16 protein-coding genes and 7 pseudogenes are annotated in these 19356 nt (G+C 54.1%); 9 read left to right on the top strand and 14 right to left on the bottom strand.

Features of this window, described 5'->3' with window-relative positions; genetic code table 11:
• Nucleotides 1–20: 20 nt before the first annotated feature.
• Both QUE74_RS28720 and QUE74_RS28715 read left to right on the top strand, forming a co-directional pair.
• Nucleotides 21–1271: pseudogene (locus tag QUE74_RS28720) on the top strand (TnsB C-terminal domain-containing protein); the annotation flags it as partial.
• Between the two features lie 64 nt (nt 1272–1335).
• On the top strand, nt 1336–2040 hold the full coding sequence (locus QUE74_RS28715) for an IS6-like element IS26 family transposase (RefSeq protein ID WP_001067855.1): 705 nt from the start codon (nt 1336–1338) through the stop codon (nt 2038–2040).
• 189 nt (nt 2041–2229) lie between these two features.
• On the opposite strand, the gene aph(3')-Ia is transcribed toward QUE74_RS28715, so the two are convergent.
• Nucleotides 2230–3045 (bottom strand): aminoglycoside O-phosphotransferase APH(3')-Ia, encoded by an 816-nt coding sequence (aph(3')-Ia, locus tag QUE74_RS28710; RefSeq protein WP_000018329.1) that lies wholly within the window; start codon nt 3043–3045, stop codon nt 2230–2232.
• Between the two features lie 150 nt (nt 3046–3195).
• On the opposite strand from aph(3')-Ia, the gene QUE74_RS28705 reads away from it, so the two are divergent.
• Nucleotides 3196–3900 (top strand): IS6-like element IS26 family transposase, encoded by a 705-nt coding sequence (locus tag QUE74_RS28705; RefSeq protein WP_001067855.1) that lies wholly within the window; start codon nt 3196–3198, stop codon nt 3898–3900.
• A 60-nt stretch (nt 3901–3960) separates the two neighbouring features.
• On the opposite strand, the gene QUE74_RS28700 is transcribed toward QUE74_RS28705, so the two are convergent.
• From QUE74_RS28700 to QUE74_RS28675, 6 genes and pseudogenes are all read right to left on the bottom strand, one after another.
• Nucleotides 3961–4797, bottom strand: coding sequence for an aminoglycoside O-phosphotransferase APH(6)-Id (locus tag QUE74_RS28700; protein ID WP_000480968.1), 837 nt, complete (start codon nt 4795–4797; stop codon nt 3961–3963).
• Complete coding sequence (gene aph(3'')-Ib, locus QUE74_RS28695; protein WP_001082319.1) at nt 4797–5600, bottom strand: aminoglycoside O-phosphotransferase APH(3'')-Ib; 804 nt, start codon at nt 5598–5600, stop codon at nt 4797–4799. Before aph(3'')-Ib ends, QUE74_RS28700 begins: the two co-directional genes overlap by 1 nt.
• Before the next feature lie 60 nt (nt 5601–5660).
• On the bottom strand, nt 5661–6476 hold the full coding sequence (gene sul2, locus QUE74_RS28690) for a sulfonamide-resistant dihydropteroate synthase Sul2 (RefSeq protein ID WP_001043265.1): 816 nt from the start codon (nt 6474–6476) through the stop codon (nt 5661–5663).
• Nucleotides 6477–6783: 307 nt separating this feature from the next.
• Nucleotides 6784–7635: a replication protein C, IncQ-type gene (gene repC / locus QUE74_RS28685; protein ID WP_000240536.1), complete on the bottom strand. Its 852-nt coding sequence runs from the start codon at nt 7633–7635 to the stop codon at nt 6784–6786.
• Nucleotides 7622–8341 (bottom strand): annotated as a pseudogene (locus QUE74_RS28680) (helicase RepA family protein); the annotation flags it as partial. The pseudogene QUE74_RS28680 and the gene repC, both read right to left, overlap by 14 nt.
• A 49-nt stretch (nt 8342–8390) precedes the next feature.
• Nucleotides 8391–9095: an IS6-like element IS26 family transposase gene (locus QUE74_RS28675; protein WP_001067855.1), complete on the bottom strand. Its 705-nt coding sequence runs from the start codon at nt 9093–9095 to the stop codon at nt 8391–8393.
• A gap of 63 nt (nt 9096–9158) precedes the next feature.
• Between QUE74_RS28675 and QUE74_RS28670 the strand changes: the two are divergent.
• The 5 genes and pseudogenes from QUE74_RS28670 to QUE74_RS28650 form a co-directional block, all read left to right on the top strand.
• Nucleotides 9159–9497, top strand: a pseudogene (locus tag QUE74_RS28670) (recombinase family protein); the annotation flags it as partial.
• 182 nt (nt 9498–9679) lie between these two features.
• Nucleotides 9680–10540, top strand: coding sequence for a broad-spectrum class A beta-lactamase TEM-1 (locus QUE74_RS28665; protein WP_000027057.1), 861 nt, complete (start codon nt 9680–9682; stop codon nt 10538–10540).
• Between the two features lie 158 nt (nt 10541–10698).
• A pseudogene (locus tag QUE74_RS28660) lies at nt 10699–10968 on the top strand (IS91 family transposase); the annotation flags it as partial.
• Nucleotides 10969–11137: 169 nt separating this feature from the next.
• Nucleotides 11138–11842 (top strand): IS6-like element IS26 family transposase, encoded by a 705-nt coding sequence (locus QUE74_RS28655; protein ID WP_001067855.1) that lies wholly within the window; start codon nt 11138–11140, stop codon nt 11840–11842.
• A gap of 42 nt (nt 11843–11884) precedes the next feature.
• Nucleotides 11885–14563 (top strand): annotated as a pseudogene (locus QUE74_RS28650) (Tn3-like element TnAs3 family transposase); the annotation flags it as partial.
• Here the strand turns inward: QUE74_RS28650 and QUE74_RS28645 are convergent.
• Nucleotides 14562–14837: pseudogene (locus QUE74_RS28645) on the bottom strand (DUF8534 domain-containing protein); the annotation flags it as partial. The pseudogenes QUE74_RS28650 and QUE74_RS28645 sit on opposite strands and share 2 nt — an antisense overlap.
• 353 nt (nt 14838–15190) lie before the next feature.
• Here QUE74_RS28645 and QUE74_RS28640 point away from each other — a divergent pair.
• The gene (locus QUE74_RS28640; protein WP_000517694.1) at nt 15191–15793 is read left to right on the top strand and encodes a ProQ/FINO family protein; all 603 of its coding nucleotides are present in this window, start codon (nt 15191–15193) and stop codon (nt 15791–15793) included.
• Between the two features lie 651 nt (nt 15794–16444).
• Here the strand turns inward: QUE74_RS28640 and QUE74_RS28635 are convergent.
• The 6 genes and pseudogenes from QUE74_RS28635 to repA form a co-directional block, all read right to left on the bottom strand.
• Complete coding sequence (locus QUE74_RS28635; protein WP_000926984.1) at nt 16445–16990, bottom strand: hypothetical protein; 546 nt, start codon at nt 16988–16990, stop codon at nt 16445–16447.
• 9 nt (nt 16991–16999) lie between these two features.
• Nucleotides 17000–17287, bottom strand: a complete 288-nt coding sequence (locus tag QUE74_RS28630; protein WP_000222775.1) for a type II toxin-antitoxin system RelE family toxin — start codon at nt 17285–17287, stop codon at nt 17000–17002.
• Nucleotides 17284–17535, bottom strand: coding sequence for a type II toxin-antitoxin system Phd/YefM family antitoxin (locus QUE74_RS28625; protein ID WP_001139207.1), 252 nt, complete (start codon nt 17533–17535; stop codon nt 17284–17286). Before QUE74_RS28625 ends, QUE74_RS28630 begins: the two co-directional genes overlap by 4 nt.
• Before the next feature lie 86 nt (nt 17536–17621).
• Nucleotides 17622–17789, bottom strand: coding sequence for a hypothetical protein (locus QUE74_RS28620; protein WP_000841010.1), 168 nt, complete (start codon nt 17787–17789; stop codon nt 17622–17624).
• A pseudogene (locus QUE74_RS29750) lies at nt 17765–18024 on the bottom strand (replication-associated protein RepA4); the annotation flags it as partial. The gene QUE74_RS28620 and the pseudogene QUE74_RS29750, both read right to left, overlap by 25 nt.
• Before the next feature lie 459 nt (nt 18025–18483).
• Nucleotides 18484–19356, bottom strand: coding sequence for an incFII family plasmid replication initiator RepA (repA, locus tag QUE74_RS28615; RefSeq protein ID WP_000729440.1), 873 nt, complete (start codon nt 19354–19356; stop codon nt 18484–18486).

Below are 19356 nucleotides of genomic sequence, written 5' to 3'. Positions count from 1 at the left end.
TGCACCAAAGCGAGGTGAGCATGGCGACGGACACCCCACGGATTCCAGAACAAGGCGTGGCCACTCTGCCTGATGAGGCTTGGGAGCGTGCGCGCCGTCGTGCGGAGATCATCAGTCCGTTGGCGCAGTCGGAGACGGTCGGGCACGAAGCGGCCGATATGGCGGCTCAGGCGCTGGGCTTGTCTCGGCGCCAGGTATACGTTCTGATCCGGCGTGCCCGGCAAGGCAGCGGCCTCGTGACGGATCTGGTGCCCGGCCAGTCCGGTGGAGGTAAAGGTAAGGGGCGCTTGCCGGAACCGGTCGAGCGCGTCATCCACGAGCTACTGCAAAAGCGGTTCCTGACCAAGCAGAAGCGCAGCCTAGCGGCCTTTCACCGCGAAGTCACTCAGGTGTGCAAGGCTCAAAAACTGCGAGTGCCGGCGCGCAATACCGTGGCCTTACGGATCGCTAGCCTTGACCCGCGCAAGGTCATCCGCCGGCGGGAAGGCCAGGATGCCGCTCGTGACCTACAAGGTGTGGGCGGCGAGCCTCCTGCCGTGACCGCGCCGCTGGAGCAGGTGCAGATAGACCATACGGTCATCGACCTGATCGTGGTCGATGACCGCGACCGGCAACCTATTGGCCGCCCGTACCTGACCCTCGCCATCGACGTGTTCACCCGCTGCGTGCTCGGCATGGTCGTCACGCTGGAAGCGCCGTCTGCCGTTTCGGTTGGCCTGTGCCTCGTGCATGTCGCCTGCGACAAGCGCCCTTGGCTGGAAGGACTGAACGTGGAAATGGATTGGCAGATGAGCGGCAAGCCCTTGCTGCTCTACCTAGACAACGCGGCCGAGTTCAAGAGCGAGGCCCTGCGCCGGGGTTGCGAGCAGCATGGCATCCGGCTGGACTATCGCCCGCTGGGACAGCCGCACTATGGCGGCATCGTGGAACGGATCATCGGCACGGCGATGCAGATGATTCACGACGAACTGCCGGGAACGACCTTCTCCAACCCTGACCAGCGCGGCGACTACGATTCCGAAAACAAGGCCGCCCTGACGCTGCGCGAGCTAGAGCGCTGGCTCACATTGGCGGTCGGCACCTACCACGGTTCGGTGCACAACGGCCTGCTCCAACCGCCGGCCGCGCGCTGGGCCGAGGCCGTGGCGCGTGTCGGCGTACCGGCCGTCGTCACACGCGCTACTTCGTTCCTGGTCGATTTTCTGCCGATCCTCCGGCGCACGCTGACCCGCACCGGCTTTGTCATCGACCACATCCACTACTACGCCGATGGGCACTGTTGCAAATAGTCGGTGGTGATAAACTTATCATCCCCTTTTGCTGATGGAGCTGCACATGAACCCATTCAAAGGCCGGCATTTTCAGCGTGACATCATTCTGTGGGCCGTACGCTGGTACTGCAAATACGGCATCAGTTACCGTGAGCTGCAGGAGATGCTGGCTGAACGCGGAGTGAATGTCGATCACTCCACGATTTACCGCTGGGTTCAGCGTTATGCGCCTGAAATGGAAAAACGGCTGCGCTGGTACTGGCGTAACCCTTCCGATCTTTGCCCGTGGCACATGGATGAAACCTACGTGAAGGTCAATGGCCGCTGGGCGTATCTGTACCGGGCCGTCGACAGCCGGGGCCGCACTGTCGATTTTTATCTCTCCTCCCGTCGTAACAGCAAAGCTGCATACCGGTTTCTGGGTAAAATCCTCAACAACGTGAAGAAGTGGCAGATCCCGCGATTCATCAACACGGATAAAGCGCCCGCCTATGGTCGCGCGCTTGCTCTGCTCAAACGCGAAGGCCGGTGCCCGTCTGACGTTGAACACCGACAGATTAAGTACCGGAACAACGTGATTGAATGCGATCATGGCAAACTGAAACGGATAATCGGCGCCACGCTGGGATTTAAATCCATGAAGACGGCTTACGCCACCATCAAAGGTATTGAGGTGATGCGTGCACTACGCAAAGGCCAGGCCTCAGCATTTTATTATGGTGATCCCCTGGGCGAAATGCGCCTGGTAAGCAGAGTTTTTGAAATGTAAGGCCTTTGAATAAGACAAAAGGCTGCCTCATCGCTAACTTTGCAACAGTGCCAATTTATGAGTAAAGGATTATGTCCACGATAAGCACCTGGGTCGATTCCTGGGAGGCGGCCATGAGGGTAGGGAAGCGCCGTCCCGTCAAGTCAGCGTAATGCTCTGCCAGTGTTACAACCAATTAACCAATTCTGATTAGAAAAACTCATCGAGCATCAAATGAAACTGCAATTTATTCATATCAGGATTATCAATACCATATTTTTGAAAAAGCCGTTTCTGTAATGAAGGAGAAAACTCACCGAGGCAGTTCCATAGGATGGCAAGATCCTGGTATCGGTCTGCGATTCCGACTCGTCCAACATCAATACAACCTATTAATTTCCCCTCGTCAAAAATAAGGTTATCAAGTGAGAAATCACCATGAGTGACGACTGAATCCGGTGAGAATGGCAAAAGCTTATGCATTTCTTTCCAGACTTGTTCAACAGGCCAGCCATTACGCTCGTCATCAAAATCACTCGCATCAACCAAACCGTTATTCATTCGTGATTGCGCCTGAGCGAGACGAAATACGCGATCGCTGTTAAAAGGACAATTACAAACAGGAATCGAATGCAACCGGCGCAGGAACACTGCCAGCGCATCAACAATATTTTCACCTGAATCAGGATATTCTTCTAATACCTGGAATGCTGTTTTCCCGGGGATCGCAGTGGTGAGTAACCATGCATCATCAGGAGTACGGATAAAATGCTTGATGGTCGGAAGAGGCATAAATTCCGTCAGCCAGTTTAGTCTGACCATCTCATCTGTAACATCATTGGCAACGCTACCTTTGCCATGTTTCAGAAACAACTCTGGCGCATCGGGCTTCCCATACAATCGATAGATTGTCGCACCTGATTGCCCGACATTATCGCGAGCCCATTTATACCCATATAAATCAGCATCCATGTTGGAATTTAATCGCGGCCTCGAGCAAGACGTTTCCCGTTGAATATGGCTCATAACACCCCTTGTATTACTGTTTATGTAAGCAGACAGTTTTATTGTTCATGATGATATATTTTTATCTTGTGCAATGTAACATCAGAGGGCACTGTTGCAAATAGTCGGTGGTGATAAACTTATCATCCCCTTTTGCTGATGGAGCTGCACATGAACCCATTCAAAGGCCGGCATTTTCAGCGTGACATCATTCTGTGGGCCGTACGCTGGTACTGCAAATACGGCATCAGTTACCGTGAGCTGCAGGAGATGCTGGCTGAACGCGGAGTGAATGTCGATCACTCCACGATTTACCGCTGGGTTCAGCGTTATGCGCCTGAAATGGAAAAACGGCTGCGCTGGTACTGGCGTAACCCTTCCGATCTTTGCCCGTGGCACATGGATGAAACCTACGTGAAGGTCAATGGCCGCTGGGCGTATCTGTACCGGGCCGTCGACAGCCGGGGCCGCACTGTCGATTTTTATCTCTCCTCCCGTCGTAACAGCAAAGCTGCATACCGGTTTCTGGGTAAAATCCTCAACAACGTGAAGAAGTGGCAGATCCCGCGATTCATCAACACGGATAAAGCGCCCGCCTATGGTCGCGCGCTTGCTCTGCTCAAACGCGAAGGCCGGTGCCCGTCTGACGTTGAACACCGACAGATTAAGTACCGGAACAACGTGATTGAATGCGATCATGGCAAACTGAAACGGATAATCGGCGCCACGCTGGGATTTAAATCCATGAAGACGGCTTACGCCACCATCAAAGGTATTGAGGTGATGCGTGCACTACGCAAAGGCCAGGCCTCAGCATTTTATTATGGTGATCCCCTGGGCGAAATGCGCCTGGTAAGCAGAGTTTTTGAAATGTAAGGCCTTTGAATAAGACAAAAGGCTGCCTCATCGCTAACTTTGCAACAGTGCCCTTGATATCTAGTATGACGTCTGTCGCACCTGCTTGATCGCGGCCGCGATAGCTAGATCGCGTTGCTCCTCTTCTCCATCCGCGTTCCAAGCTGCGGAAAGGCACCCATAAGCGTACGCCTGGTCGAGCAGGCGACGCGGATCGACGTCCAGCGCACGAGAGAATGCGTCCGCCATCTGTGCAATGCGTCTAGGATCGAGACAAAGGTCGTCTCTGTCAGCCGGATCGTAGAACATATTGGCGGCGCCAAAGCCCACTTCACCGACCAGACCGACGGGATCTATCACCAGCCAGCCGCGACTGGAGAACATGATGTTTTCATGATGCAGATCGCCATGTAGCCCACGCAGTTCCGAGGCATTGCTCATCATTTGATCGGCTATAATCGCCGCGTGGACGTAGTCAGTTTGACAACCTGCGTTTTGATCATCGCGCGCCCGCTGAAACAAAGCTGCAAAGCGATCCCGGATCGGGAGAAGGGCAGAAGGCAGGGGTTCCTCAGATGCGGCATACAGCTTCGCCATTAGTTCCGCTGCAATTTCGGTCGCCTGGTAGTCGCCGTGCTCGGCAACGATGTGAGAGAGCATTCGCTCCCCGGCATATTCGAGCAACATCAGATTGTTCTCACGACCGAGCAACCGGACTGCTCCCCTCCCATTGCGCCATACCAGATAGTCGGCCCCGCGCAGTTCATCAGCAATGTCTTCTATAGGTTTCAATCCCTTGACGATTGCAGGAGTCCCGTCTGGCAATGAAACTTTCCAAACGAGGCTGGAAAAGGTGTCCGCAATGAGAACAGGTTGCGAAACGTGCCAATGAGCAGGAAAAACAGGCGGCATGAACATCAACCCCAAGTCAGAGGGTCCAATCGCAGATAGAAGGCAAGGCGTTCGCGGTCGGGGGCTTCGATCCCCAATACATTGAATAGGACAGCGAAGGCGCGCTCTGCTTCATCTGGCGCTGCCCAGTTCTCTTCGGCGTTAGCAATCATGAGTGCCAAATCGGCATAGCGATCTGCTGTTCCGAGCCGCCCAAGGTCGATCAGACCCGTGCATTGAAGAGTTTTAGGGTCCACCATGAAGTTCGGCATGCAGGGATCACCATGGCAAACAACCATATCGGTGCGCTCTTGGTCGAGCCGCACCGGTAGCTCTCGTTCGACACGAGCCAAAAGATCGAGCTGCGGCGTACTCTTGTCCTCGTCCGGTAAGAAGTCGGGATTGACGGCATTGCGGGACACCACATCAACGGCGCGTCCGAACATTCGCGACAGCCTGCGCTCAAACGGACATTGATCAACCGATAGGCTGTGAACAGCGCCAAGTTGCTGCCCCATTGACGGCCACGCTTTGAGCAAATCCGCTCCAGACAGATCAGCCGCCGGTACTCCCGGAATTGCCGTTATCACCAAGCATGCACCCTCCTGTTCCTCCTGCCAGTTGATGACCTCGGGGCAAGCCACACCTCGACCTTTGAGCCAAATGAGGCGGTCACGCTCTCCAGCGAGCTCACCGCGGCGGGAAGCAGGTGCGATTTTCGCGAAGGCATGCCCGTCACCACGTCGAAAAACAAAATCACCAGATTCTCCGCCTCTGACAGGCAACCAGTCAGAATGCGATTCACCAAAAAAAATATTAGTTCGATTCAATGGAGGTTCCTTCAGTTTTCTGATGAAGCGCGAATATAGAGAAATATCCCGAATGTGCAGTTAACGAATTCTTGCGGTTTCTTTTAGCGCCGCCAATACCGCCAGCCCGTCGCGCAAGGGGCGCGGCTCGTGTGTGCGGATGAAGTCAGCTCCACCTGCGGCGGCGGCAAGCTCTGCAGCGAGTGTCGCGGCCCCGACATCCCCCGGACCACGGCCTGTGAGCGCGCGCAGAAAGGATTTGCGCGAAACAGACAGAAGCACCGGCAAATCGAAGCGCAGCCGCAATTCATCGAACCGCGCCAGCACCGAGAGCGAGGTTTCGGGAGCAGCCCCCAGAAAAAACCCCATGCCGGGATCAAGGACAAGGCGGTTGCGTTTGATACCGGCACCCGTCAGCGCCGCGATGCGCGCGTCAAAGAACGCCGCAATGTGATCCATGATGTCGCCAGCGGGTGCCTCGCGCCGATCTGCCTGCCCGTCTTGCACCGAATGCATAACGACGAGTTTGGCAGATGATTTCGCCAATTGCGGATAGAACGCAGCGTCTGGAAAACCGCGAATATCATTGAGATAGGCCACACCACGCGACAAGGCATAGGCTTGCGTCGCGGGTTGATAACTGTCGAGCGAGACGGGAATGCCATCTGCCTTGAGCGCGTCCAGCACCGGCGCGATACGCTCGATTTCTGTGTCGGACGAAACAGGCGCGGCGTCGGGGTTGCTGGATGCCGGACCGAGGTCGATCACATCTGCCCCCTCGGCCATCAGCTTACGCGCCTGCGCAATGGCTGCGTCTGGCGCCAGATACCGGCCTCCATCGGAGAAACTGTCCGAGGTTATGTTGACGATGCCGAAAATGATGAGCGATTTATTCATGGGGGCTTCTATAATAATAATAATCGAGCATGAGTCTCATACGGATGCTCGGGTCGAAAGGGAATCCCCAGGCGAGTAACCTGTTTGCGGTGATCCATTAGCTGCAGGAGCAGAATAGCATACATCTGGAAGCAAAGCCAGGAAAGCGGCCTATGGAGCTGTGCGGCAGCGCTCAGTAGGCAATTTTTCAAAATATTGTTAAGCCTTTTCTGAGCATGGTATTTTTCATGGTATTACCAATTAGCAGGAAAATAAGCCATTGAATATAAAAGATAAAAATGTCTTGTTTACAATAGAGTGGGGGGGGTCAGCCTGCCGCCTTGGGCCGGGTGATGTCGTACTTGCCCGCCGCGAACTCGGTTACCGTCCAGCCCAGCGCGACCAGCTCCGGCAACGCCTCGCGCACCCGCTGGCGGCGCTTGCGCATGGTCGAACCACTGGCCTCTGACGGCCAGACATAGCCGCACAAGGTATCTATGGAAGCCTTGCCGGTTTTGCCGGGGTCGATCCAGCCACACAGCCGCTGGTGCAGCAGGCGGGCGGTTTCGCTGTCCAGCGCCCGCACCTCGTCCATGCTGATGCGCACATGCTGGCCGCCACCCATGACGGCCTGCGCGATCAAGGGGTTCAGGGCCACGTACAGGCGCCCGTCCGCCTCGTCGCTGGCGTACTCCGACAGCAGCCGAAACCCCTGCCGCTTGCGGCCATTCTGGGCGATGATGGATACCTTCCAAAGGCGCTCGATGCAGTCCTGTATGTGCTTGAGCGCCCCACCACTATCGACCTCTGCCCCGATTTCCTTTGCCAGCGCCCGATAGCTACCTTTGACCACCATGGCATCAGCGGTGACGGCCTCCCACTTGGGTTCCAGGAACAGCCGGAGCTGCCGTCCGCCTTCGGTCTTGGGTTCCGGGCCAAGCACTAGGCCATTAGGCCCAGCCATGGCCACCAGCCCTTGCAGGATGCGCAGATCATCAGCGCCCAGCGGCTCCGGGCCGCTGAACTCGATCCGCTTGCCGTCGCCGTAGTCATACGTCACGTCCAGCTTGCTGCGCTTGCGCTCGCCCCGCTTGAGGGCACGGAACAGGCCGGGGGCCAGACAGTGCGCCGGGTCGTGCCGGACGTGGCTGAGGCTGTGCTTGTTCTTAGGCTTCACCACGGGGCACCCCCTTGCTCTTGCGCTGTCTCTCCAGCACGGCGGGCTTGAGCACCCCGCCGTCATGCCGCCTGAACCACCGATCAGCGAACGGTGCGCCATAGTTGGCCTTGCTCACACCGAAGCGGACGAAGAACCGGCGCTGGTCGTCGTCCACACCCCATTCCTCGGCCTCGGCGCTGGTCATGCTCGACAGGTAGGACTGCCAGCGGATGTTATCGACCAGTACCGAGCTGCCCCGGCTGGCCTGCTGCTGGTCGCCTGCGCCCATCATGGCCGCGCCCTTGCTGGCATGGTGCAGGAACACGATAGAGCACCCGGTATCGGCGGCGATGGCCTCCATGCGACCGATGACCTGGGCCATGGGGCCGCTGGCGTTTTCTTCCTCGATGTGGAACCGGCGCAGCGTGTCCAGCACCATCAGGCGGCGGCCCTCGGCGGCGCGCTTGAGGCCGTCGAACCACTCCGGGGCCATGATGTTGGGCAGGCTGCCGATCAGCGGCTGGATCAGCAGGCCGTCAGCCACGGCTTGCCGTTCCTCGGCGCTGAGGTGCGCCCCAAGGGCGTGCAGGCGGTGATGAATGGCGGTGGGCGGGTCTTCGGCGGGCAGGTAGATCACCGGGCCGGTGGGCAGTTCGCCCACCTCCAGCAGATCCGGCCCGCCTGCAATCTGTGCGGCCAGTTGCAGGGCCAGCATGGATTTACCGGCACTGTTGCAAAGTTAGCGATGAGGCAGCCTTTTGTCTTATTCAAAGGCCTTACATTTCAAAAACTCTGCTTACCAGGCGCATTTCGCCCAGGGGATCACCATAATAAAATGCTGAGGCCTGGCCTTTGCGTAGTGCACGCATCACCTCAATACCTTTGATGGTGGCGTAAGCCGTCTTCATGGATTTAAATCCCAGCGTGGCGCCGATTATCCGTTTCAGTTTGCCATGATCGCATTCAATCACGTTGTTCCGGTACTTAATCTGTCGGTGTTCAACGTCAGACGGGCACCGGCCTTCGCGTTTGAGCAGAGCAAGCGCGCGACCATAGGCGGGCGCTTTATCCGTGTTGATGAATCGCGGGATCTGCCACTTCTTCACGTTGTTGAGGATTTTACCCAGAAACCGGTATGCAGCTTTGCTGTTACGACGGGAGGAGAGATAAAAATCGACAGTGCGGCCCCGGCTGTCGACGGCCCGGTACAGATACGCCCAGCGGCCATTGACCTTCACGTAGGTTTCATCCATGTGCCACGGGCAAAGATCGGAAGGGTTACGCCAGTACCAGCGCAGCCGTTTTTCCATTTCAGGCGCATAACGCTGAACCCAGCGGTAAATCGTGGAGTGATCGACATTCACTCCGCGTTCAGCCAGCATCTCCTGCAGCTCACGGTAACTGATGCCGTATTTGCAGTACCAGCGTACGGCCCACAGAATGATGTCACGCTGAAAATGCCGGCCTTTGAATGGGTTCATGTGCAGCTCCATCAGCAAAAGGGGATGATAAGTTTATCACCACCGACTATTTGCAACAGTGCCGCCGATATGATCCAACTGATAAAGGAATTTGACGCTCAGGGCGTGGCAGTCCGGTTCATTGATGACGGGATCAGTACCGACGGTGATATGGGGCAAATGGTGGTCACCATCCTGTCGGCTGTGGCACAGGCTGAACGCCGGAGGATCCTAGAACGCACGAATGAGGGCCGACAGGAAGCAAAGCTGAAAGGAATCAAATTTGGCCGCAGGCGTACCGTGGACAGGAACGTCGTGCTGACGCTTCATCAGAAGGGCACTGGTGCAACGGAAATTGCTCATCAGCTCAGTATTGCCCGCTCCACGGTTTATAAAATTCTTGAAGACGAAAGGGCCTCGTGATACGCCTATTTTTATAGGTTAATGTCATGATAATAATGGTTTCTTAGACGTCAGGTGGCACTTTTCGGGGAAATGTGCGCGGAACCCCTATTTGTTTATTTTTCTAAATACATTCAAATATGTATCCGCTCATGAGACAATAACCCTGGTAAATGCTTCAATAATATTGAAAAAGGAAGAGTATGAGTATTCAACATTTTCGTGTCGCCCTTATTCCCTTTTTTGCGGCATTTTGCCTTCCTGTTTTTGCTCACCCAGAAACGCTGGTGAAAGTAAAAGATGCTGAAGATCAGTTGGGTGCACGAGTGGGTTACATCGAACTGGATCTCAACAGCGGTAAGATCCTTGAGAGTTTTCGCCCCGAAGAACGTTTTCCAATGATGAGCACTTTTAAAGTTCTGCTATGTGGTGCGGTATTATCCCGTGTTGACGCCGGGCAAGAGCAACTCGGTCGCCGCATACACTATTCTCAGAATGACTTGGTTGAGTACTCACCAGTCACAGAAAAGCATCTTACGGATGGCATGACAGTAAGAGAATTATGCAGTGCTGCCATAACCATGAGTGATAACACTGCTGCCAACTTACTTCTGACAACGATCGGAGGACCGAAGGAGCTAACCGCTTTTTTGCACAACATGGGGGATCATGTAACTCGCCTTGATCGTTGGGAACCGGAGCTGAATGAAGCCATACCAAACGACGAGCGTGACACCACGATGCCTGCAGCAATGGCAACAACGTTGCGCAAACTATTAACTGGCGAACTACTTACTCTAGCTTCCCGGCAACAATTAATAGACTGGATGGAGGCGGATAAAGTTGCAGGACCACTTCTGCGCTCGGCCCTTCCGGCTGGCTGGTTTATTGCTGATAAATCTGGAGCCGGTGAGCGTGGGTCTCGCGGTATCATTGCAGCACTGGGGCCAGATGGTAAGCCCTCCCGTATCGTAGTTATCTACACGACGGGGAGTCAGGCAACTATGGATGAACGAAATAGACAGATCGCTGAGATAGGTGCCTCACTGATTAAGCATTGGTAACTGTCAGACCAAGTTTACTCATATATACTTTAGATTGATTTAAAACTTCATTTTTAATTTAAAAGGATCTAGGTGAAGATCCTTTTTGATAATCTCATGACCAAAATCCCTTAACGTGAGTTTTCGTTCCACTGAGCGTCAGACCCCTTATGGCAGAGCAGGGAAAGGAATTGCCGGGCTATGTGCAACGGGAATTTGAAGAATTTCTCCAATGCGGGCGGCTGGAGCATGGCTTTCTACGGGTTCGCTGCGAGTCTTGCCACGCCGAGCACCTGGTCGCTTTCAGCTGTAAGCGTCGCGGTTTCTGCCCGAGCTGTGGGGCGCGGCGGATGGCCGAAAGTGCCGCCTTGCTGGTTGATGAAGTACTGCCTGAACAACCCATGCGTCAGTGGGTGTTGAGCTTCCCGTTTCAGCTGCGTTTCCTGTTTGGGGTCGTTTGCGGGAAGGGGCGGAATCCTACGCTAAGGCTTTGGCCAGCGATATTCTCCGGTGAGATTGATGTGTTCCCAGGGGATAGGAGAAGTCGCTTGATATGGCACTGTTGCAAATAGTCGGTGGTGATAAACTTATCATCCCCTTTTGCTGATGGAGCTGCACATGAACCCATTCAAAGGCCGGCATTTTCAGCGTGACATCATTCTGTGGGCCGTACGCTGGTACTGCAAATACGGCATCAGTTACCGTGAGCTGCAGGAGATGCTGGCTGAACGCGGAGTGAATGTCGATCACTCCACGATTTACCGCTGGGTTCAGCGTTATGCGCCTGAAATGGAAAAACGGCTGCGCTGGTACTGGCGTAACCCTTCCGATCTTTGCCCGTGGCACATGGATGAAACCTACGTGAAGGTCAATGGCCGCTGGGCGTATCTGTACCGGGCCGTCGACAGCCGGGGCCGCACTGTCGATTTTTATCTCTCCTCCCGTCGTAACAGCAAAGCTGCATACCGGTTTCTGGGTAAAATCCTCAACAACGTGAAGAAGTGGCAGATCCCGCGATTCATCAACACGGATAAAGCGCCCGCCTATGGTCGCGCGCTTGCTCTGCTCAAACGCGAAGGCCGGTGCCCGTCTGACGTTGAACACCGACAGATTAAGTACCGGAACAACGTGATTGAATGCGATCATGGCAAACTGAAACGGATAATCGGCGCCACGCTGGGATTTAAATCCATGAAGACGGCTTACGCCACCATCAAAGGTATTGAGGTGATGCGTGCACTACGCAAAGGCCAGGCCTCAGCATTTTATTATGGTGATCCCCTGGGCGAAATGCGCCTGGTAAGCAGAGTTTTTGAAATGTAAGGCCTTTGAATAAGACAAAAGGCTGCCTCATCGCTAACTTTGCAACAGTGCCGGCGCGAGCACCTGAGCGAGCTGCAAACCGTGTTCGGTTTCCGGCCCTTCACCATGAGCCATTACCGGCAGGCCGTCCAGATGCTGACCGAGCTGGCGATGCAAACCGACAAAGGCATCGTGCTGGCCAGCGCCTTGATCGGGCACCTGCGGCGGCAGTCGGTCATTCTGCCCGCCCTCAACGCCGTCGAGCGGGCGAGTGCCGAGGCGATCACCCGTGCTAACCGGCGCATCTACGACGCCTTGGCCGAACCACTGGCGGACGCGCATCGCCGCCGCCTCGACGATCTGCTCAAGCGCCGGGACAACGGCAAGACGACCTGGTTGGCTTGGTTGCGCCAGTCTCCGGCCAAGCCAAATTCGCGGCATATGCTGGAACACATCGAACGCCTCAAGGCATGGCAGGCACTCGATCTGCCTACCGGCATCGAGCGGCTGGTTCACCAGAACCGCCTGCTCAAGATTGCCCGCGAGGGCGGCCAGATGACACCCGCCGACCTGGCCAAATTCGAGCCGCAACGGCGCTACGCCACTCTCGTGGCGCTGGCCACCGAGGGCATGGCCACCGTCACCGACGAAATCATCGACCTGCACGACCGCATCCTGGGTAAGCTGTTTAACGCTGCCAAGAATAAGCATCAGCAGCAGTTCCAGGCGTCAGGCAAGGCCATCAACGCCAAGGTACGTCTGTACGGGCGCATCGGTCAGGCGCTGATCGACGCCAAGCAATCAGGCCGCGATGCGTTTGCCGCCATCGAGGCCGTCATGTCCTGGGATTCCTTTGCCGAGAGCGTCACCGAGGCGCAGAAGCTCGCGCAACCCGATGACTTCGATTTCCTGCATCGCATCGGCGAGAGCTACGCCACCCTGCGCCGCTATGCACCGGAATTCCTTGCCGTGCTCAAGCTGCGGGCCGCGCCCGCCGCCAAAAACGTGCTTGATGCCATTGAGGTGCTGCGCGGCATGAACACCGACAACGCCCGCAAGCTGCCAGCCGATGCACCGACCGGCTTCATCAAGCCGCGCTGGCAGAAACTGGTGATGACCGACGCCGGCATCGACCGGCGCTACTACGAACTGTGCGCGCTGTCCGAGTTGAAGAACTCCCTGCGCTCGGGCGACATCTGGGTGCAGGGTTCACGCCAGTTCAAGGACTTCGAGGACTACCTGGTACCGCCCGAGAAGTTCACCAGCCTCAAGCAGTCCAGCGAATTGCCGCTGGCCGTGGCCACCGACTGCGAACAATATCTGCATGAGCGGCTGACGCTGCTGGAAGCACAACTTGCCACCGTCAACCGCATGGCGGCAGCCAACGACCTGCCGGATGCCATCATCACCGAGTCGGGCTTGAAGATCACGCCGCTGGATGCGGCGGTGCCCGACACCGCGCAGGCGCTGATAGACCAGACAGCCATGGTCCTGCCGCACGTCAAGATCACCGAACTGCTGCTCGAAGTCGATGAGTGGACGGGCTTCACCCGGCACTTCACGCACTTGAAATCGGGCGATCTGGCCAAGGACAAGAACCTGTTGTTGACCACGATCCTGGCCGACGCGATCAACCTGGGCCTGACCAAGATGGCCGAGTCCTGCCCCGGCACGACCTACGCGAAGCTCGCTTGGCTGCAAGCCTGGCATACCCGCGACGAAACGTACTCGACAGCGTTGGCTGAACTGGTCAACGCTCAGTTTCGGCATCCCTTTGCCGGGCACTGGGGCGATGGCACCACATCATCATCGGACGGACAGAATTTCCGAACCGCTAGCAAGGCAAAGAGCACGGGGCACATCAACCCAAAATATGGCAGCAGCCCAGGACGGACTTTCTACACCCACATCTCCGACCAATACGCGCCATTCCACACCAAGGTGGTCAATGTCGGCCTGCGCGACTCAACCTACGTGCTCGACGGCCTGCTGTACCACGAATCCGACCTGCGGATCGAGGAGCACTACACCGACACGGCGGGCTTCACCGATCACGTCTTCGCCCTGATGCACCTCTTGGGCTTCCGCTTCGCGCCGCGCATCCGCGACCTGGGCGACACCAAGCTCTACATCCCGAAGGGCGATGCCGCCTATGACGCGCTCAAGCCGATGATCGGCGGCACGCTCAACATCAAGCACGTCCGCGCCCATTGGGACGAAATCCTGCGGCTGGCCACCTCGATCAAGCAGGGCACGGTGACGGCCTCGCTGATGCTCAGGAAACTCGGCAGCTACCCGCGCCAGAACGGCTTGGCCGTCGCGCTGCGCGAGTTGGGCCGCATCGAGCGCACGCTGTTCATCCTCGACTGGCTGCAAAGCGTCGAGCTACGCCGCCGCGTGCATGCCGGGCTGAACAAGGGCGAGGCGCGCAATGCGCTGGCCCGTGCCGTGTTCTTCAACCGCCTTGGTGAAATCCGTGACCGCAGTTTCGAGCAGCAGCGCTACCGGGCCAGCGGCCTCAACCTGGTGACGGCGGCCATCGTGCTGTGGAACACGGTCTACCTGGAGCGTGCGGCGCATGCGTTGCGCGGCAATGGTCATGCCGTCGATGACTCGCTATTGCAGTACCTGTCGCCACTCGGCTGGGAGCACATCAACCTGACCGGTGATTACCTATGGCGCAGCAGCGCCAAGATCGGCGCGGGGAAGTTCAGGCCGCTACGGCCTCTGCAACCGGCTTAGCGTGCTTTATTTTCCGTTTTCTGAGACGACCCCTACCCGTATTGTTTTTAAGAGCAGCAAAATTCATGGCCGGCGAATCTCCCGGAATACAGTCACACTGTAACCATGCATCATACTCACGCATTTCCCGGAGAATATCATTGGCCAGGTTATGTAGTGCCATGGTTGCTGGCTTTTTCAGTCCACAGACCGTCTTTACTGCAGTCTCTTCCTCACTGCTAAGCTCCCGAATCACTTTGCCCCGGGGATTCTTCTTTACAAGTATCATTGGCATAATGAAAGCACTCCTTATGTACATGCTTAAACAGTAAGTAAAATATACAAAGAACACCCCATGAAACAAAGGCAGAGATGAACTGTGCGCCCCGATATCTTCTTCTGATATCCTTTCAAATGAATTGTTTTTATTTATATCATGACAACATTAAAGTGAGAGAATATATCAACCATGTTTCTGTCAGGGTTCAGTAGAATATCAATTCGACTGTCACGCCATAACTGTTACTACCTCGAGTATAAATACTCAGAGAACGGACTTATTAGCCATGAAAAATCACCTGATGGGAAATTTACTAATTTATGAATTGTGATATTATTAAAGAGTAAAACCAGCCAGCCGAGGTATTTATGGGAAAAAATCAGGAAGAAAGGAAAACTCCCGTCATTGTGGTGAAAAAACGTCGTACTTTTTCGCCACCGTCCTTATCCGAAAAAACAGATATTATCGCACCTGTATTTACTGAACAGACGGCAGAATCAGCCCCCGCCGGAATAAATTCATCTGCCGTCGAAACACATATCCCCGAAGCGCCAGCCAGGAAGAAGAAAAAGAAAAGACACCGTTTTCCACGTCCCTCCCACTGGACCCGTGAGTATACTCACGAGTGCGTGGAAAAAATAAAGGCCCTGTTTCCTCATCTTCGTGCTGAAGGTGGTGGATTTATTCCCCTGAAAATTGGCATAAACAATGATATTTCAGCATTTCTGGCAGAACACCCGGAGACAGAACTGACCATGGACGAATGGCTCTGTGCAGTGTCCTGCATCACATCCCGCCGCGTATATCTGCAGCGGACAGCTGTCGCCGGCGTCCCACGTTATGGCCTGGATGGTCACCCCAAAGGGCAGGTCTCAGACTCTGAAGCACAGAGTGCCGGTCGCAGACTGGCGACATTAGAACAAAAGTGGCTCAGGATGCAGGCACAGCAGGAGAATATTTCTGGGCAATAAACACTCCTGATAACAGGTGGACATTACGTATCAGAAAAAATGGGAAGAGAATGTTATGTGTGATTCAGAAGCGGAGAAGATTTTATTCATCCTGAATAAACATGAACGGGCATACAGACGCCTGATCCCCGTATATATTTTTTTAGCTATAGTATTATGGATTTTACCTATTCTCCTGATTGTATACCTGTATTTCTGTATAGTTGACAATGAGTTTCTCAGAATCGGTTTCTCGAAGTGACGAGCGATCAGAATGGAGACAAATAAATTCGGGAAACGAACCTTCACGGTAAGTTTTGTCACATTTATCATCCCGAAACATGAGAATTATCACAAAAACTACCCACCCGACCAACAGTAGCACCGGGAGCAGCATTATAAAATCATGTACAGAGTTGCGTGACGACATAATAAGTTCTCAATATGCTCTTTACTGGATTATACCAGTGATACAGTTTTTTGATACTGCACACTTGACATCCTCCCCCACCTTCGCACTTCGTGACTCAGGAGGGGGATTCCCATTAGTGGGTGACGGCTGATTGCTCAGCGTCTGGTTCCTGCTTCAACGGGCGGTCTGAAAACACCGTATAGCGCGGGAGTACACCCTACCGCGATAACTAGACGGTCCCTTATAAGAACCAGTCGCCCCTATATTACGTGCTCTAACCCCATGATATCTTCTTTTTTTAACCTTTTCATTTTTATTTCTGAAAAGAAATCTTTTCCTATTCTTCTTCTGATTATGACATATAAAACGAATGACATGATAGCCACAGATATGGATGACATAAAGTAAGAAATGATTAACAGGAAAGGTATTATCAGTTTGAAGTATGATGTATAAAAAAACTCTTTATACATTTCTTGAACATTATTAGTCACTTCCGATGTGCTTTTGTTTTTTATCATGTATGGTATTTTTTTATTTTTCTTTGAGTTTTCCACAAAATAAATAATAAGCTCTTGACCTGGAAATATGTTAATGTTCCAATTTGTTAAATTCACATTTATTTCTTTGCCATTATCACAAATAAATTGAAATGATAAAACTGAATCATATTCATGACTGCTTGATGATGACTTGTTTCTGGAATCAATGTCTGTAGCAACCCTTTCGTTTTTTCTTTCACGAAATAAACCCCCAACCTTCCCCTGATAAATAAGAACATCTAACTCACTAAAACTTAAAAGCATTTACACCCCCTATCTCATTCTCTCGCTGGCGAGATTGTAAACATGACTACGTTCACGTTTACCTACTGCGACAACCGCAATAATTAACATGTCATCAATCACCTGATAGACCAGACGAAAACCTGATGCGCGAAGTTTTATTTTGTAGCAATCTTTTAATCCTCGTAGTTTTGCTGAAGGTATATGAGGATTTTCGCTGCATTTTTTTAGTTTTTTTGCGAACTGTTGTTGAACGGATTTATCCAGTTTCAGCCATTCCCTGAGGGCATCATCCCTGAATTTAACCGTATAAGTCATAAATAACTATCCAGGTCCACATCATGTAGTGGCTGATTGCTGCGTTCAGTAACCAGTTTCACCAGCTCCTGGTCATCCATAGCATCAAGCATCCTTTCATACAATTCAGCAGGAACACAGTAGAATGCAGGCTGATTCCGGTTAAGAATGGCAACAGGATACCCCTCTCCGGCACTGACTGTCGCCATTGGATTTTTTTTCAGTTCACTGACACTTGCACTGGTGTCAGACAAAATGATACTGGGCATAACACACCTCTGAGACTGTTTAACAGGTCTTCACCTTACACCCTGAAAGACTGCTTAACAAGTCTGTTTGATGTTAATGTGTACTGTCACTCTTCAGTTATCCTGATGCCGCGCCAGCGGCATATAAGGCGGCACTCAGTTGTTTCATATGATACCGGAGTAAAACCGCCGAAGCCCGGCGTCAGCCGGTACTGATTGATAGATTTCACCTTACCCATCCCCAGCCCTGCTAAGCCATACCCGCTTTCAGCCATGAGAGAGTTTCTGTGCGCGGTCGGAGTGGTCCCGACGAGGGTTTACCCGAAGTCGGGGCGTATCTCCGCGTTAGCGGGCCGTCAGGGCCGCTTACGAGCGTGTATTCAGTACGTCCAGCCAGAAGACTAACAGCGATGATGATGTTTAGTTACAACATTCATAATTAAAAGCGATGTTGTTCCCGCCCTTCGGGCGGGGGCGGCCTCGCTTTTCAGTTATGAGAGGTGAGCACGGTGCTGCGTTTGTGTGATGTTTTTATTCCTGATGTCTTTTTGCTGTGGTTTCAGAACGGTGAGGTTCGGGGCCCGCGCGTTAGCGTGGGAGGTGCATATTTGCTTGTCCACAGGACAGGCACTGAATAGGTTTTCTTTTCAAATGGAAGTAATTAAGTAGTTTAAAGGAAATACAGTACTGGGGTTTAAAAGAAACATTGCACCCTGTAACGCCTGCGGCTGGCGCTTTATAGCATTAACGGTTGTAACCTTACGGAGAAGTCCCTTGCAGTTAAATGTGGATAAACAGAATTCCCCGTCTGTGAGACGTGTTTTGCGTGAAAAACAGGGGGAGCAAGGCGAGCCGGAAGGCAGATGATGAGGCTGTTTTTTGTGTGCTGTGCTGCTTTTTTGTGCGTCGCCGGGCTTCAGACGTGCGGAAGCCTCCGGCGCAGGCCGGATTATTCAGATGAGGTCAAACTCAGGGTGAGGCAGTGGCCAGCCGTGTGTAGTTGTTGTTCCGCGACATTATCATGCGTTCCTTCACGCGACGGTCGATTTCGCGCTTCACGGCCTCCAGGCTTCCGCGGAAACGCCCTTCCGCGATTTCACGTGTCAGCTGCCGTTTCACCAGGGTGACAATGTCCTGACGGGTCCTGCCTGCATCGCGGCGCGCACGGGCACGTTTCATGCCGTGGGACTTAAGCTCTGCCTGATAACTACGGAAACGCTCGCGCACAAAACGCCAGGCTCTCGCTATCAGTTCATCCATACCCAGCGCATCCAGCCCCTGCTTTTTGCGCAGCTTGTTTTCCCATTCCACGCGGCTGCGGCGTGCGGAAGCCACCGCCTCTTCTGATATATCGAGTGAGGAAAACAGTGCCGGCGTGAACGTGATGTCGGTCGGGATGTTACAGCCAATTGTCGGGTCGTATTCCGTCTGGTAGGTTATCAGCCCCAGCTCAGACAGGAACTTCAGGGCACGGGTGGCACGGGTGATGGAGAGTTTCCCGGCCTCAGACTCCGTCGCCAGTCCGCACTCAATGGCCAGCGTGGTGATGGAGCACTGGACGCGGTTGGCCAGCGGATCATAGTGGAAACACAGCCCCTGCAGCAGCGCATCAATCGCCCGGCGGCGCAGCACCGGCGGCATACGCCGGCGCAGGCCGCGCGAACGGGCATACGCCACATGCGCGGCAAAATCAAAACGGGAGGTGAAGCCCACCGCCTTTTCCATCAGTTTTTCGCAGAACTTCAGCGTTCCGGCATCTTCACGGGGTGTGAACACCGGATTCGGGTTCTTTACCTGACGGTATGTGCTTTCAGTAAATGAGGTCTGGTTCAGGGCCGCCAC

Source organism: Escherichia sp. 10290, from assembly GCF_030295155.1.
Classification (GTDB): domain Bacteria; phylum Pseudomonadota; class Gammaproteobacteria; order Enterobacterales; family Enterobacteriaceae; genus Escherichia; species Escherichia coli_F.
Note: the sequence above shows the minus strand (reverse complement) of the source record. Positions and strands in the feature narration are given on the sequence as shown.